We start from the raw sequence: 15,612 nt of genomic DNA on the forward strand, positions 1-15,612 counted from the left end.
ACCAGTTCATTTTGAATACACATAGCACTAAATAAATAAATTATGAACCGAAAAATGAAAAGAAAGCGCCGGGGGTCAAGTGGGCCTGACGTGCGCAGACCATTTGTAGACCGGCTGATAAAGATACCACTTCTTTGTCTGGCGATCGCCTTCTTCGCTGCTGGAGGCGCCACAGCACAGGACGTGCGCACGGTCAATGGACTCGTGGTGAGCAGTGCAGACGGGACGCCTTTGGCGGGCGTGTCCGTACGGGTAAAAAACGGTACGGCGGCAAGCGGTACCGACGAAGAAGGCCGATTTGCGATCAGCGTGGCCCAAGATGCGACATTAGTATTTTCCTATGTTGGTTATGCAACCGCCGAAGTACCGGTTTCCGGTAACTTTTTGAATGTAACGTTGTATGAGGAACACCAAGGGCTCGATGAAGTGGTAGTGGTTGGTTACGGGACCCAGAAAAAAGAGAACCTCACGGGTGCAGTATCCACCATCAGCTCAGAAACGCTGAATGCGCGGCCGGTATCCAACACGGCCCAGGCGCTACAGGGTGCGGCCCCGGGCCTTAACATCACCCAAAGCGGAGCATTAGGTGGAAGCTTAGAAAATCGGCCAAGTATCAATGTACGGGGTGTCGGGACAATTGGGGAGGGGTCTAGCGGAGCACCGCTAATCTTGATTGACGGTATGGAGGGCGACATCAACGCCATCAGTCCTCAGGATATTGACAACATTTCTGTCCTTAAAGATGCTGCGGCTTCATCAATCTATGGTTCTAGGGCGCCTTTTGGCGTTATCCTGGTAACTACCAAATCCGGTAAGTCGGGAAAGGCTGTGGTACAGGCGAACGGCAATTTCCGTTCCAGTAGTCCGTTGCTGCTCCCCGAGATGATGGATTCGTACACCTTCGTGCACTATCTCAATGATGCCCGGCTGAACTCGGCACAGGGCGTCTTTTTCACGGATGAGCGGATACAGCGGATAAGAGATTATATGGATGGAAAAATAACCACTACGCTCGTGCCCCGACCCGGCCAAGAAAATATCTGGGGCGACGGCTATTTTGAGGGGAATGACAATGTGGATTGGTACAAGGCGATTTATCGATCCAGTGCACCATCGCAGGAGTACGCGCTGAGCGCGAGTGGCGGTACGGAGAAGGTAACCTATTACGTAGCGGGCAATTACTTGGATCAGACCGGTTTGATGCGATTCGGTGGCGATAACTACGGCCGTTATAATACGACAGGTCGAATTAATGGCGCACTATCAGATAAAACGTCACTGACGTACATTATCCGTTATAGCCGGGAAGAGTTCGAACGGCCGAGCTACATGACCAATTCGTTGAATATGAATATTGGTAGGCAGGGCTGGCCGGTGCTGCCCCTCTACGATAACAACGGATACCTGTACGACAGTCCGTCGCCGGCATTGAGCCTACGCGACGGCGGCCGCGGTGCACGGCAGACCGACCGATTGGCCCAGCAGCTGAAATTGACGGTCGAACCGTTGGCAGGTTGGAAAGTAATGGGCGATATCAATTACAGCACCACGGATGTATTTTACCACTGGGATTTGCAGCGGACCTATAACTATGATGTAAGCGGTCAGCCGTATCCAGCGTTGACGGCGTCGGAAGTACACGAGGAAGCCGGCCGCGAGAATTACATGAATACCAATATCTATACCGAATACGCACGTTCTTTCGGGGAACACCACTTGAAGGCATTGATAGGTACTCAAGCTGAATTGATGAAAACACGCGGCCTGATGGCAGAACGCCAGGGAATCATTGTTCCTTCCATGCCGGTGATCGATGGTACGTCTGGCAATGACCCCAATGGGAAGCCGGTACCACCCGAAGTTTCGGGCGCCAACCAGCATTGGTCTACTCAAGGCTATTTCGGCCGGATAAACTACAACTATGACGAACGGTACCTGATAGAAGGTAATCTCCGCTACGACGGATCGTCACGGTTCCGTCAGGATAAACGCTGGATTTATTCGCCTTCGGTTTCCGCGGGGTGGAATTTATCGAATGAGAATTTTTGGTCGCCGGTGCAACGGTTTGTTAATGTGGTGAAAATAAGGGGATCATATGGTGAACTGAGCAACCAAAATACCGAAGATTGGTACCCGACCTATGTGGTAATGCCCATTAATAGTTCAAATGGTACGTGGTTAGTGAACGGCGCGCGGCCGAATACTGCTTCAGCGCCGGGGCTCATCAGTTCTACACTTTCGTGGGAACAGGTCCGTACATGGAACCTAGGGGCCGATTTGGGTTTTTTCGGCAACCGCCTGAGCGCGACAGTTGACTACTACACGCGGTATACCGATAACATGATCGGGCCGGCGCCTGAGCTACCTGTCAACTTGGGTACGGACGTACCGCGGACCAATAACACGGATCTGAAAACATCGGGTATCGAACTGGAAGTGGCTTGGAACGATCGGCTGGCCAATGGGCTGGGTTATCATGCGCGCTTTATGATGGCCGATTCGCGAACTAAGATCACACGGTACCCTAATCCGACAGGGAACCTGGGCACCTACATAGCAGGGCGCATGGCGGGCGAGATATGGGGATACCGCACTGTGGGCATTGCCAAAACCCAGGAGGAGATGGATGCACACCTGGCCGGCTTACCGAATGGTGGCCAAAACCCGCTGGGCAGCAACTGGCAGGCTGGCGATTTGATGTTTGCCGACCTCAACGGCGATGGGCTGGTCAACAACGGCTCCAATACCATCGGTGACCACGGTGATTTGGCTGTGATCGGTAACAGCTCCCCACGATATCTGACATCGCTCGATTTGGGCGCCAACTTCAAGGGGGTAGATTTACGCGTGTTTTTCCAGGCCGTATTGAAGCGCGACTACTTCAATAACAATATTTATTTCTGGGGAACAGCAGCCTCGGTATGGAATACGGTAGGGCTGAAATCGCATACCGATTATTTCAGGGACGATCCAGATCATCCATTGGGGCTGAACGTCGATGCATATTATCCCCGGCCACTGCTGAGCGATAAAAACCATCACGTGCAAACGGGCTATCTGCAGGATGCATCCTATATCCGGCTGAAAAACCTCCAGGTGGGCTATACAGTCCCTGCACAACTCACCCAGAAAGTAGGCATCCAGCGCATGCGGGTTTATTTTTCGGGTGAGAACATCTGGACCATCACCAAGATGGCCAAGATGTTCGACCCCGAGACCGTAGACGGAGGGTGGGAAGGAAACGCCTACCCACTCTCTAAAGTATATGCTTTCGGCCTCAGTTTAACCCTGTAAAACGACAACAGATGAAACAGCATAAGATAAAATTGATGATGCTGGCAGGCGTGGCCATGCTAGCACTTTACGCATGTAATAAGGAATTTCTGGAGCGGGAACCGCTGTCCGACATTATTCCCGAAAATTACCTGGTAGAAGAATCGCAGTTGGCTGCCTATGCTATCAACCGGTATGGTACGCTAGCCGTATTCGAGCATTTCAACAAAGATATGCACACTGATGTGCAGGCGGGAAGATCATACAATAACCGGTTTGTGCCCGGTGAATGGAAGGTGGGGCAAAGCGGAGGTGAGTGGTCTTTTACCGAGATTTTCCAATGTAATTATTTCTTGCAAACGGTGGTGCCCCGTTTTGAGGCGGGCGATATTGCCGGCAATACGAGCGCGATAGGGCATTATATCGGCGAGATGTATTTCTTGCGGGCGTGGAATTACTTCCAGAAGCTCCAATCGCTAGGCGATTTCCCGATCATCAGGACCACGCTGCCCGACCAGATGGACGTACTGACCGAGGCAAGTAAACGTATGCCCCAAACCGAGGTTGCCCGTTTTATCCTTTCCGATCTCGACTCGGCCATCATACTGATGAATGAAGTATCTCCTGACGGCAAGAAGAACCGGTTGTCGAAAGCCAGCGCCCAGTTGCTGAAATCTCGGGTTGCCCTTTATCAAGGAACATTCCTGAAGTATTTCAGCGGTACCGCGTTCGTGCCGAACGGACCCGAATGGCCGGGAAAAAGCAAGGAGTACAACGCTTCGTATAACTTCCAATCGGGAAGCATTGAGGGTGAAATCGAATTCTTCCTGACACAGGCAATGGATGCGGCAAAAGCCGTGGCCGACGCGGTGCCGTTGGTGGCCAATACCATGACAGCGCGGGCCGAAACCGACAACCAGGCGTTTGCGTTGGCCAGCGAGGCCAATCCCTTTGCACAGATGTTTAGCGAAACCGACCTGTCGGGCTACAGCGAAGTGTTGTTGTGGCGCGATTACGACCTCGGGCTCGGAATAATGAACTCCATACCTAACGGTATCCAGGAACATAACGGATGGGGGTATACCCGTGGTTACATAGACCGCTTTGTGATGGCAAACGGCCTACCTATCTATGCTCCGGGATCGGGTTATGCGGGCGATGATTACATCGAAGATGTGCGTACAGACCGCGATGGCCGCCTATGGCTCTTCCTGGCCCAGCCGGGACAGATTAATATTTTACACCCCTCGCCGTTGGGCACCCATGCAACCCCCATTGTAATTGTTCCCGATATCCTGAACGTACTTGGCAACCACGACAATCCGACCGGCTATATTGCCCGCAAAGGCAATGTCTACGACGGCGCACAACATGGTAACGGGCGGGGTGATGTAGGGAGCATCGTGTTCAGAGCTGTTGAGGCGTACCTCAACTACATGGAAGCTTGCTACGAGAAGAACGGAAGCCTAGACGGAACGGCTCAATCGTATTGGCAGCAAATTAGGCAGCGGGCCGGCGTGGATACCGATTTCCAGAAAACCATCGAGGCGACCGACCTTTCTATCGAGGCGACGAATGACTGGGCAGTTTATTCGGGCGGACAGTTTGTTGATAAGATCCTGTACAATATCCGCCGCGAGCGTAGTTGCGAATTGATGGGCGAAGGGTTACGCTACATGGATTTACGGAGGTGGCGAGCCATGGATCAACTCATCGACGCACCATATCATATTGAAGGGTTTAAATTGTGGGGGCCTATGCAGCACTGGTATGATGCAGCAGCACTTACCTATGGTATTGGCGATCGGAGTGCCGTTTCCGATCCAGCGGTAAGCCCTTACTTACGCGTACACCAGAAGACACCGACCTCACTGGCATTTAATGGCTACCGCTGGACAATGGCCCATTATTTTAATCCGGTCGCCATACAGCATTTCTTGATTACTTCAGATGATAATGACTTAAATTCATCACCGATTTATCAGAACCCGGGATGGCCTACTGAAGCGAATGCCGGCCCGATTGGTTTTTAAATGCGGATATTCGGTCGGATTCTATCCGACTGACTGCGGAAAATTAAGTAGAAGATGATGACAAAAGGAAATGATTTTATGAGGACCACCCGCATACGGGATGTGGTCGCGGTTTTGCTGATAGGCTTGGTATTCCACGCATGGGGCTGTAGAACAAACGCTGTGCGGACCGACGGCGCACTCGAACTAAGCGGGACCTGGCGTTTTGCAATCGATCCAGACGATGAGGGAGTGGAAGGCCGGTGGTTTGAGACGGCATTGGCCGATCAAGTAACGCTCCCCGGCTCGATGACAACCAATGGGAAAGGGTTTGAAGTGGATATCAATACGCCGTGGACTGGAAGTATTATGGATTCCACCTGGTTTACGGCCGATGAGTATGAAGCCTACAGGCAGCCCGGCAACATCAAAGTGCCTTATTGGCTGCAGCCGGATACTTACTACAAAGGGGCGGCATGGTACCAACGGGAAATTACGATACCGGATGCCGGATTCGAAGAAGGTGCGGAGCTATTTATCGAACGCGCACATTGGGAGACCCGTGTATGGATTGACGGTAACGAAATAGGGATGCAAAACAGCTTGGGCACGCCACATCGATTCGATATCAGCGAATACGTGAAGCCGGGTAAGCATACGCTATCAATCCGGGTAGACAACCGTACGAAAGACATCGATGTTGGCCAGAACTCCCATAGTATTTCGGACCATACGCAGAGCAACTGGAACGGAATGATTGGGGAGCTAGCCATCTACCCGCTGCGCGCCACAACGATTACCGATTTGCAACTTTTTCCAAGTATAGATGCGCACAATGTGACTGCCCGCATGCACGTCAAGCATGTGGGGGCGGAAGATGTCCCTGCTACCGTGAGGTTGACCGTCGCTGAAAAAAACACAGGGAGAAAACTCGACGCGGTAACGAAAGACATCGTCCTATCGAAAGACGAATCAGCTATTGAGGTGGTTTATGATATGGGCACGGACTTTTCCCATTGGGACGAGTTTGATCCGTTCCTCTATGAAATGGAGGCTGTTCTCGAAATTGGTGGGACAGCAGGCAAAGCCGTCCGCAGCCAATTCGGTATGCGCAACATCGAGGTGGCTGATGGTAAGGTGTTGGTGAACGGGCGCCCCGTTTTCTTCCGGGGTACCTTGGAGAGTTGTATTTTCCCCGAAACCGGCTACCCACCAACGTCGGTGGCCGAATGGGCGCGCATCTTTGCAGTCATCAAGGACTACGGATTGAACCATGTCCGCTTCCACTCATGGTGCCCACCGAAAGCTGCATTCCTGGCAGCAGACAGCCTTGGTGTTTACCTGCAAGTGGAGAGCAGTTCGTGGGCAAACCAAGGGGCAACCCTGGGTGATGGCAAGCCACTAGACGGTTATATCTACGACGAAACGCGCTTGATTCTCGGAGCTTATGGCAATCACCCCTCTTTTGTACTCATGGCGTACGGGAACGAACCATCTGGAAAGAATCATGTGAAATTTCTTGCTGATTTTGTGGAATATTGGAGGGCCCAAGACAGCAGACGCCTCTATACAACCGCAGCCGGCTGGCCGGCGATACCCGAGAATGATTTCAATAATATTCCCCAACCCCGGATTCAGGGTTGGGGGCAAGGGTTGAATTCGATTATCAACGGCCAAGCCCCAGCCACGGATTACGATTGGCGGGAAATCATCGAGCCGTACACAATCCCGACCATTAGCCACGAAATCGGTCAATGGTGCGTGTACCCTGATTTCAAAGAGATTGAACGGTACACTGGCGTATTGAAGGCCAAAAATTTCGAGATATTCAGGGATCGGTTGAACGCAAATGGCATGGGCGATCTTGCCGAGGATTTCCTGATGGCATCCGGAAAGCTCCAAGTACTTTGCTATAAGGCTGATATCGAAGCGGCATTTCGTACACCGAACTTCGGTGGTTTTCAATTGCTCGATTTACACGACTTTCCCGGGCAAGGGACAGCGCTCGTGGGTGTGCTAAACCCCTTTTGGGAAGAAAAAGGCTATGTAGAGGCATCTGAATTCCGGCAATTTACCAATACAACGGTGCCACTGGCACGGTTTCCGAAGATGGTTTACCTGAACAGTGAAAAATTGGTGGTTCCTGTAGAGGTAGCCCACTATGGCAAGACACCAATAACGGGGGCTGCTGCGTCATGGCGGATCTTAAAACAAGACGGTGGTACGTTTACCACGGGTGAATTTGGCCCGATCGACCTGCCTTTTGGAAACAATATCGAAGTGGGGCAGATAAGCCAGTCGCTCGGAGCCATCCACGAGGCAACCCAGCTAACATTGGAAGTAGCTGTGGGTGACTACCGGAACCAATGGGACTTTTTTGTGTACCCCGATGAAACGTACCGCTACGACGATGAGATTTACATTACGGGCAAGCTTGACGACAAAGCGAAGTCGTTGCTGGCGCAGGGAAAATCAGTGCTATGGTCGCTGCCCCAATCAACGTTACGGAAGGAAAAGGGTGGCGATATTGCCGTAGGGTTTTCCAGCATTTTTTGGAATACCGCGTGGACACGTGGCCAGCCGCCCCACACGTTAGGAATCTTGTGCGATCCCGAACATCCGGCATTAGCCGAGTTTCCTACCGAATACCATAGTAATTGGCAATGGTGGGACGCCATGACGTATTCCAATGCCATCAACTTGCAATCGGTGGATGAACGGTTGCAGCCGATAGTGCGCGTGATCGATGATTGGGTAACCGCCCGGCCGTTGGCGCTGGCATTTGAGTGCAAGGTCGGCAATGGCCGGCTGTTAGTTTCGGGAATTGATTTTCATCAAAAGATGGCTGAAAGGCCCGCAGCACGCCAATTATTACATAGCTTTGTAACCTATATGAAGGGTGGGGAATTTGAACCCGCCGTATCGTTGGAAGAAAACACGATTAGTTCGTTGACGGAATAACGGTGCTAACCAGTAAATCAGGAGAAACGCAATATGTTGAAGAAAATTGGGGTATATAGTGTTATAGGTGTCGCTATACTGCTCATCGGGGTATTTAGCCTGCGGCAGGAAAAGCGTGTCGATTTCAGTACGGAGGTCAAGCCAATCCTCAACAAGCATTGCATCAGTTGCCATGGGGGAGTAAAGAAAAACGGCGGCTTCAGTTTGTTGTTCGAAGAGGAGGCCTTCGCAGCCACCGAGTCGGGCGAGCCGGCAATCCGGAAAGGGGATGCCGCCCACAGCAGCTTTATCCAACGGCTTACCGAAGACGATCCGGAACTACGGATGCCCTATAATGCAGCCCCGTTGAGTGACGATGAGATTGACGTGTTGAGGCGCTGGGTGGATGAAGGAGCCGAATGGGGATCGCACTGGGCGTATGCATTGCCGGAATCGGTGCCGGTGCCCAAACCCCGGTTTTCATTGGGTGCCCTCTTCGGTGGGGGCGGAAGCCAGTTCCCGAGCAATATAGATTATTTTATCAAGGAAAGGCATGGAGATGTGGGTATGGGCTTTTCACCGGAAGCCGAAAAAGAAACATTGCTACGCCGCCTGCACCTCGATATCGTGGGCCTACCGCCTACACCGGACCAAGTGGGGGCATTCCTGAACGATACCCGAAAAGATGCTTACGAAATCCGGGTGGATAGCCTACTCGCGTCACCGCATTTTGGTGAGCGCTGGGCGTCGTGGTGGCTTGATTTGGCTCGATATGCCGACTCCAAGGGATATGAACGGGATGGCATACGCGAAATATGGAGTTATAGGGATTGGGTGATTAAGGCATTCAACGCTAATATGCCCTTCGACCAATTTACCATTGAGCAGTTGGCTGGTGATTTGTTGCCAGAGCCTACGAAGGATCAACTGATCGCAACTGCGTTTCACCGGAACACCATGAACAACGACGAGGGTGGAACCGACAACGAGGAATTTCGCGTAGCGGCCGTGATGGACCGGTTGAATACCACCTACCAGGTATGGCTGAGCACCACGTTTGAATGCGTACAATGCCATAGCCATACCTACGACCCCTTTAAGTTTGAAGAATACTATAAATCGTATGCCTTTTTCAATAATACACGCGATGAGGATACCTATGGGGAACACCCGAAGCTGCGGCTGTATGGAGCGGCCGAACAGCAGCAGATAGACAGCATAAAAACGTGGCTCAGCCAGTATGCAACCAGCGATCAGCTTGCGTCGGTTTCGCTGTTCCTGACCACATTGGAGCCGAAATACCATGCGCACTATTGTGATTCGCTGGAGAATGGTGCACTTGCCGACACCAAGTGGCTAGCCATGCGCAACGGTGGCACAGCGCGGATGAAGGCTATTACACTTGACGGTAAGGACGCGTTTTACCTGAATTATTTCGGCGCTGCTCCGGGCGGTAGGATGGAGATTCGTGCCGGATCACCAACCGGCCGGATGTTGGCCGATTTTGCGATACCAACAACACAAGCCAGCCAAGTGATCTCGGTTCCCATGGAACGGCTCTCCGGTGTACACGATCTGTACTTGACGTTCCGGAACCCGTCTATTTCGCCTGCACAGGCGGTGGCTATGGTGGAGTGGATGGCATTCCAGCCACGGTTAGCAGGTGCCGAAGACCCGCAGTATGAAGAGAAAATGGCGGATTTTGTCGAGCTGTTGAACCACCAGCCGCCATCTGTGCCGATTATGGTGGAGAATCCGCCCGATATGGCCCGAACCACGCACGTGTTCGAACGCGGGAACTGGCTGGTACATGGCGAAGCTGTGGAACCTGCGGTACCCGAGGTGCTGAATGATTTTCCCGAAGGCGCACCCGTGAACCGGCTGGGATTTGCCCAATGGATTGTGAGCAAGGATAACCCATTGACGGCGAGAACAGTGGTGAACCGGCTGTGGGCACAGCTATACGGCCGAGGACTGGTGGAACCGTTGGGCGATATGGGAACCCAGAGTACGCCACCGATACACCGTGAGCTGCTCGATTGGCTGGCACTGGAATTCATGCATGGAATGGATTGGAGGGTAAAAGACCTGTTGAAGGAAATGGTCATGGCAAGGACGTATCGACAGTCATCCACCATAGATGACAGGGCAATAGAAAAGGATCCAGCGAACGAGTATTTTGCACGGGGACCAAGATTCCGTTTGGGTGCGGAACAGATTAGGGACCAATCGCTGGCAGTGAGTGGGTTATTGAGCGAGAAGATGTATGGCCCCAGTGTGATGCCCCATCAGCCCGAGGGGGTTTGGATGACCGTGTACAGTGGTGCGGAATGGCGGAAAAGCGAGGGAGAAGACCAGTATAGGCGGGGTATCTATACCTTTATGAAGCGTACAAGCCCGTACCCGTCGTTCGTGACGTTCGATGCGTCCAGCCGGGAGGTCTGTGTGGTAGACCGGATACGTACGAATACGCCACTGCAGGCACTCACAACGCTCAACGACCCGGTTTATCTCGAAGCTGCTTACCACCTCGGCAAGCGGATGGCACAGCGGGGAAAGCGTGAAATCGACGCCGGAATAACGCACGGTTATCAAGTGGCCATGCAACGTAGCCTCGCTGCTGAAAAGAAAGAAGCGCTACGGAAACTATACGACGAGGCGTATGCGTATTATTCGGCAAATGCCGACGCATTGGAGCAATTCAATAGTGAATTTAGAACGACCGAGCCCGGTGATGCCAGCATTGCCGCATTTTCGGTAGTGGCAAACGCCTTGATCAATTTGGATGAATTCTTAACTAAATCATGAGAGCTATGGATATCGATAAGTTGGCAAAAGAAGCACAGCAATACCAGTTGCAATCCGTAACCCGGCGGCACTTTCTGCGAGAGTGTGTAGCCGGCATCGGTGGGATAGCCTTGGGGTCTATGTTGGGCGGACTCGGCGGGTGTTCCTCCTCCACAGGTCGCCCATTGGATGCGGGGATAGCCTCCGGCTCGTTAAACCCAATGGCTCCCCGGGCACCGCATTTCGCTGCTAAGGCAAAGCGCGTCATTTATTTACATATGGCTGGCGCACCGTCGCAATTGGAATTGTTCGACTACAAGCCGGAACTCCATAAGTTACATAACAAACCGTGCCCCGAATCAATATTGGCAGGGAAGAAGTTTGCCTTTATACGTGGGGTGCCCAAGATGCTTGGGCCACAGGCCCAGTTTAAGCAACACGGCCAGAGTGGCGCATGGGTGTCTGATTACCTCCCTCACTTCAGTAAGGTTGTGGATGAGGTAAGTTTCCTGAAAGCGATGCATACCGAACAGTTTAACCATGGTCCGGCGCAGCTTTTTATGCATACCGGCCATGCGCGGCTAGGGAGGCCCAGTATGGGGTCTTGGGTAACCTATGGCCTCGGGACAGAAAACAGCAACCTGCCCGGCTTTGTGGTACTGACGTCGGGGGGCAAAACACCCGACGCGGGAAAAAGTGTTTGGGGCAGCGGCTTCTTGCCATCGGTCTACCAAGGGGTACAATGCCGGTCCAAAGGCGACCCCGTCCTGTACATCAGCGATCCGGAAGGGATGGGGCGAGACCTGAAGAAGCAAACAATCGATGCCATTAATGCGGTGAACCAAGAAGAATACAACAGCTATGGTGATCCGGAAACGTTAGCACGTATTGCACAGTATGAGATGGCGTTTAATATGCAGGTTGCAGTACCTGAGGTGATGGACATCGACAGTGAGCCGGAATATATCCATGAACTCTATGGTACGGAACCGGGAAAGGAGTCGTTTGCGAATAACTGCTTGCTGGCACGCAAACTGGTAGAGCAGGGGGTGCGCTTCGTGCAACTGTTCGACTGGGGTTGGGATAGCCACGGGACGAGCGCCCGGGAGGCCATCGATGTTGGTTTCCGCGACAAGTGCAAAGAGATAGACCGGCCGATGACGGCATTGCTGATGGACCTGAAACAGCGTGGCTTATTGGATGAAACGCTGGTTGTGTGGGGAGGCGAGTTTGGACGCACGCCCATGCAAGAGAACCGCGACGACAAAGATATGCCGTTCCTGGGGCGGGATCACCATACCGACGCGTATACCGTTTGGTTGGCTGGAGGTGGGATAAAACCCGGTGTAAGCTACGGCGAAACCGACGATATCGGCTTTAGCGGGATCGGCGGCCGGACGTCGGTTAACGACTTGCATGCCACCATGCTGCACCTGCTGGGTTTTGATCACGAGCGCTTGATCTATGAATTCCAAGGGCGGCCATTCCGGCTCACCGATGTGGGCGGGGAGTTGATCAGCGCCATTGTTTAAGAGGCGCGGTTAGAAAGATGAAAAAGATCAGAAAGATGCACAAAGTTGTTTTGTCAGTCATATGTTTATGTTCAATGATGGTATTGAAAGCACAGGAACATACCAAACCCTTACAGGTCAGTTTTTTCTGTACGAACTGGGGAATGAGCGAAACGTGGGAGGCGTTTTGTAAGCGGGTGAAAGCTGCAGGGTTCGATGGTGTGGAGACGTGGTTGCCGGCCGAAGATTCCGAGAGGAAAGAGATGGAAGCAGCACTGGAAAAATACGGGCTGGAGCTTATCTTGCTGAGCGCTGGCAACGGCAATACGTTTGATGCATATTTGGAAAATTTCACCGCCAACCTAAAGCGTGCGGTCGCCCAGCGCCCTCGATTGGTCAATTGCCATACAGGTAAGGATTACTTTACGTTTGCCCAGAACGAAGCGTTGATTGATGCGGCTACGGCTATCAGTAAGGAAAGTGGTGTTGAAGTAGTACATGAAACCCATAGGGGTCGTTTCAGCTTTGCGGCCCATATTACGAAATCGTATCTTGAAGGCCTGCCTGATTTATCGCTTGCGCTGGATATTTCGCATTGGTGCAATGTACATGAGTCGATGCTTGGTGATCAGCAAGAAGCGGTCGAACTGGCCCTGTCGCGCACCCGGCATATCCATGCGCGGATAGGGCACCCACAAGGACCCCAAGTGAACGATCCTAGGGCCCCCGAGTGGAAAGACGTTGTACAGCAACACCTGCAGTGGTGGGACCGTGTGGTTGAACATCAACAACAGCAGGGGAATACGACGCTGACGATTACCTCCGAATTTGGGCCGCCTACCTATATGCCGGTGTTGCCCTATACGCGCCAGCCGGTGGCCGATCAGTGGTCGATAAATAAATATATGTTTGAACAACTTAAAGCGAGGTACACCCAATAATGGAAAACGGTGGTGATTTGTTCTTGTTTCTGGGTCGGTGGCACCCCTTGTTGGTCCATCTGCCTATTGGGATACTGTTTATTTCATTTGTAATCGCGCTGGTTGCCAGGCGGCCAGCGTATTCAGGGCTTGCCCCAGCGGTCCCGTTCACATTATTCGTGGGGGCGATATCTGCTGTGTTTGCCAGTGTGCTCGGGTTCCTGCTCGCCAGCTTTGGCGGTTACGACAATCGCACGCTGGGGTTCCACCAATGGTTTGGAATCGCGGTGGCAGTACTGAGTATACTTGTGTGGTGGCTTTACCACCGCTTAGCCGAGCGGCGTGCAGGGATGAGGTCGTTGGTGAAATGGCGCTTTTCGATTTTTTGCATGTTGATGGTATTGTTGTGCGTAACAGGCCACTACGGGGGCACACTCACCCACGGGAAAGGTTATTTAACTGATGCGATGCCGCCGGCATTGGGCGGATTGTTTGGTATTGAGCAAGTGGAAGAGCCGTTTGTAATTGAGAACGTGCAAGAGGCAGCGGTATATGACGGGTTAATCCAACCCATTTTGGCTCGGCGCTGCCAAAGTTGCCATGGTGCGACGAAGCAGGAAGGCGGATTGGCACTGCATCAGCAGGCGAGTCTCCTTACCGGTGGGGATGGTGGAGCAGTAATTGTGCCCAGCGAACTCAATGAAAGTGAGCTTTATACCCGATTAACACTTCCCGTAGGTGACGAGAAGCGTATGCCGCCGAAGGGGCGCACGCCGATAACACCCGAAGAAATAGCGTTGATTGGGTGGTGGATCGAGCATGGTGCACCATTTGAAGGCTTGGTGGCCGATGTGGAGCAGCCAGAAGAGATAGCGACCATATTGGCGCAGTTGGAAGCAGGAAACGCAAAACAAGCTATGCCCGAGGCGCCTCCACTCGATGCCACTGCCGTGCAGCGGCTCGTGGAAAGAGGCATAAAAGTGATGCCAGTTGCACAGGGCAGCAATTACGTAATGATCAGTGCCATAAATGCCCCTGATTTCAACGATGAGGATGCCGAAGTCCTGGTTGACCTAAAGGACAATATTGTACAGCTTCAACTAGGCCGAACAGCAGTCACCGATGTGGGTATGGCACACATCGGTGAACTGACGATACTTAAAAAGCTTCATTTGGAGCATACCTTGGTCACCGACGAGGGGTTGAAAGCACTGGCAGCGTGCCTCCAGCTACAATACCTCAACTTATCATCGACCGCCATCGGGAATACGGGAATGGATTATTTGAAATCCTTGCCGGAACTGACCCACGTATATCTTTATGAAACTAAGGTTACGGGCGACGCGATTGCCGATATACAGCAATCGCAGCCCACATTGGTTGTTGACACGGGGGGATACGTGTTGCCGACCTCCTAATGACCCGAATATTAATTTAATTACACTTTGCTAGAATTTCTTTAGCAAGAGCGACTGTGATTGATAAAGTGGTTTCGGCATCGGCACTGAACTTGGTACGCAGTGAGAAAGACGCAGTACCCGCTAGTACGTTTAGCTCAAGGCCATAGTCCCCCCAAGTCCAATAGGCCCGGTCGCCCAATTGTTCCACACGCTTATAATCGAAGTCGAGCCGGGCATCGAGAAACTTATGGGCCTGCTCCAGTCCTGCCGGGTCGCCAGCATATTCGCGCTCCAAATTTTCGCGCATTTCTTTTACCTCGGCGTCAGACAACTTCCGGTACTCAATATCGAATAGGTCGATGACCGACTGTTGGCTATACAGTTCGAGCTCCTTCGCATTGTAGAAATGCAACTGCGTAAGTTCCGCCCGGTTTTTGTCGGGAGTCATGATTGTATGACCTAGCAATTCCATCTCCACATCGGGGCGGTCGCTGTTCCATGAGTAAGTGGCATTTCCGTACTGACCTTTCATTGCACTGACTTCTAGTTTATAGGTGGCTTCATCGATGTCAATGTGCTTGCCGATATCTGCTTTCGTGAGTAGTTTTTCGTACTGGTAATCGAAGTTTTGAAGGCAGGAGCCGAGTTTGTCATTCCACTTCGGTCCAGTGTCGCTTTTCGAGCATGCGGCCAGCAGGCCGAAAGCAGCAAATAAAAAGAGTATTTTTTTCATCAGAATATGTTTAAATCATTTATTTGTTTATCAATC

8 protein-coding genes are annotated in these 15,612 nt (G+C 52.2%); 7 read left to right on the forward strand and 1 reads right to left on the reverse strand.

Features of this window, described 5'->3' with window-relative positions; translation table 11 throughout:
* The first annotated feature begins 54 nt into the window (after positions 1–54).
* From NGM62_RS11095 to NGM62_RS11125, 7 genes are all read left to right on the forward strand, one after another.
* Positions 55–3,294 carry a SusC/RagA family TonB-linked outer membrane protein gene (locus tag NGM62_RS11095; RefSeq protein ID WP_262247976.1) on the forward strand — a complete coding sequence of 1,080 codons (3,240 nt, stop codon included), beginning with the start codon at positions 55–57 and terminating at the stop codon, positions 3,292–3,294.
* Positions 3,295–3,305: 11 nt separating this feature from the next.
* A complete protein-coding gene (locus NGM62_RS11100) occupies positions 3,306–5,306 on the forward strand; it encodes a RagB/SusD family nutrient uptake outer membrane protein (protein WP_262247977.1) in 2,001 nt (666 codons plus the stop codon).
* Positions 5,307–5,360: 54 nt separating this feature from the next.
* A complete protein-coding gene (locus tag NGM62_RS11105; protein ID WP_262247978.1) occupies positions 5,361–8,246 on the forward strand; it encodes a sugar-binding domain-containing protein in 2,886 nt (961 codons plus the stop codon).
* A 33-nt stretch (positions 8,247–8,279) separates the two neighbouring features.
* Positions 8,280–11,033 carry a DUF1553 domain-containing protein gene (locus NGM62_RS11110; RefSeq protein WP_262247979.1) on the forward strand — a complete coding sequence of 918 codons (2,754 nt, stop codon included), beginning with the start codon at positions 8,280–8,282 and terminating at the stop codon, positions 11,031–11,033.
* A gap of 5 nt (positions 11,034–11,038) precedes the next feature.
* Positions 11,039–12,544: a DUF1501 domain-containing protein gene (locus tag NGM62_RS11115; protein WP_262247980.1), complete on the forward strand. Its 1,506-nt coding sequence runs from the start codon at positions 11,039–11,041 to the stop codon at positions 12,542–12,544.
* Positions 12,545–12,618: 74 nt separating this feature from the next.
* Positions 12,619–13,464 carry a sugar phosphate isomerase/epimerase family protein gene (locus NGM62_RS11120; RefSeq protein ID WP_262247982.1) on the forward strand — a complete coding sequence of 282 codons (846 nt, stop codon included), beginning with the start codon at positions 12,619–12,621 and terminating at the stop codon, positions 13,462–13,464.
* On the forward strand, positions 13,464–14,861 hold the full coding sequence (locus NGM62_RS11125) for a c-type cytochrome domain-containing protein (protein ID WP_262247983.1): 1,398 nt from the start codon (positions 13,464–13,466) through the stop codon (positions 14,859–14,861). Before NGM62_RS11120 ends, NGM62_RS11125 begins: the two co-directional genes overlap by 1 nt.
* Before the next feature lie 16 nt (positions 14,862–14,877).
* Here NGM62_RS11125 and NGM62_RS11130 read toward each other — a convergent pair whose 3' ends face one another.
* Positions 14,878–15,576 carry a hypothetical protein gene (locus NGM62_RS11130; RefSeq protein WP_262247984.1) on the reverse strand — a complete coding sequence of 233 codons (699 nt, stop codon included), beginning with the start codon at positions 15,574–15,576 and terminating at the stop codon, positions 14,878–14,880.
* Positions 15,577–15,612 lie beyond the last annotated feature (36 nt).

The sequence above is a fragment of the Parapedobacter soli genome (assembly GCF_025460835.1).
GTDB classification, from domain to species: Bacteria; Bacteroidota; Bacteroidia; order Sphingobacteriales; family Sphingobacteriaceae; genus Parapedobacter; species Parapedobacter soli.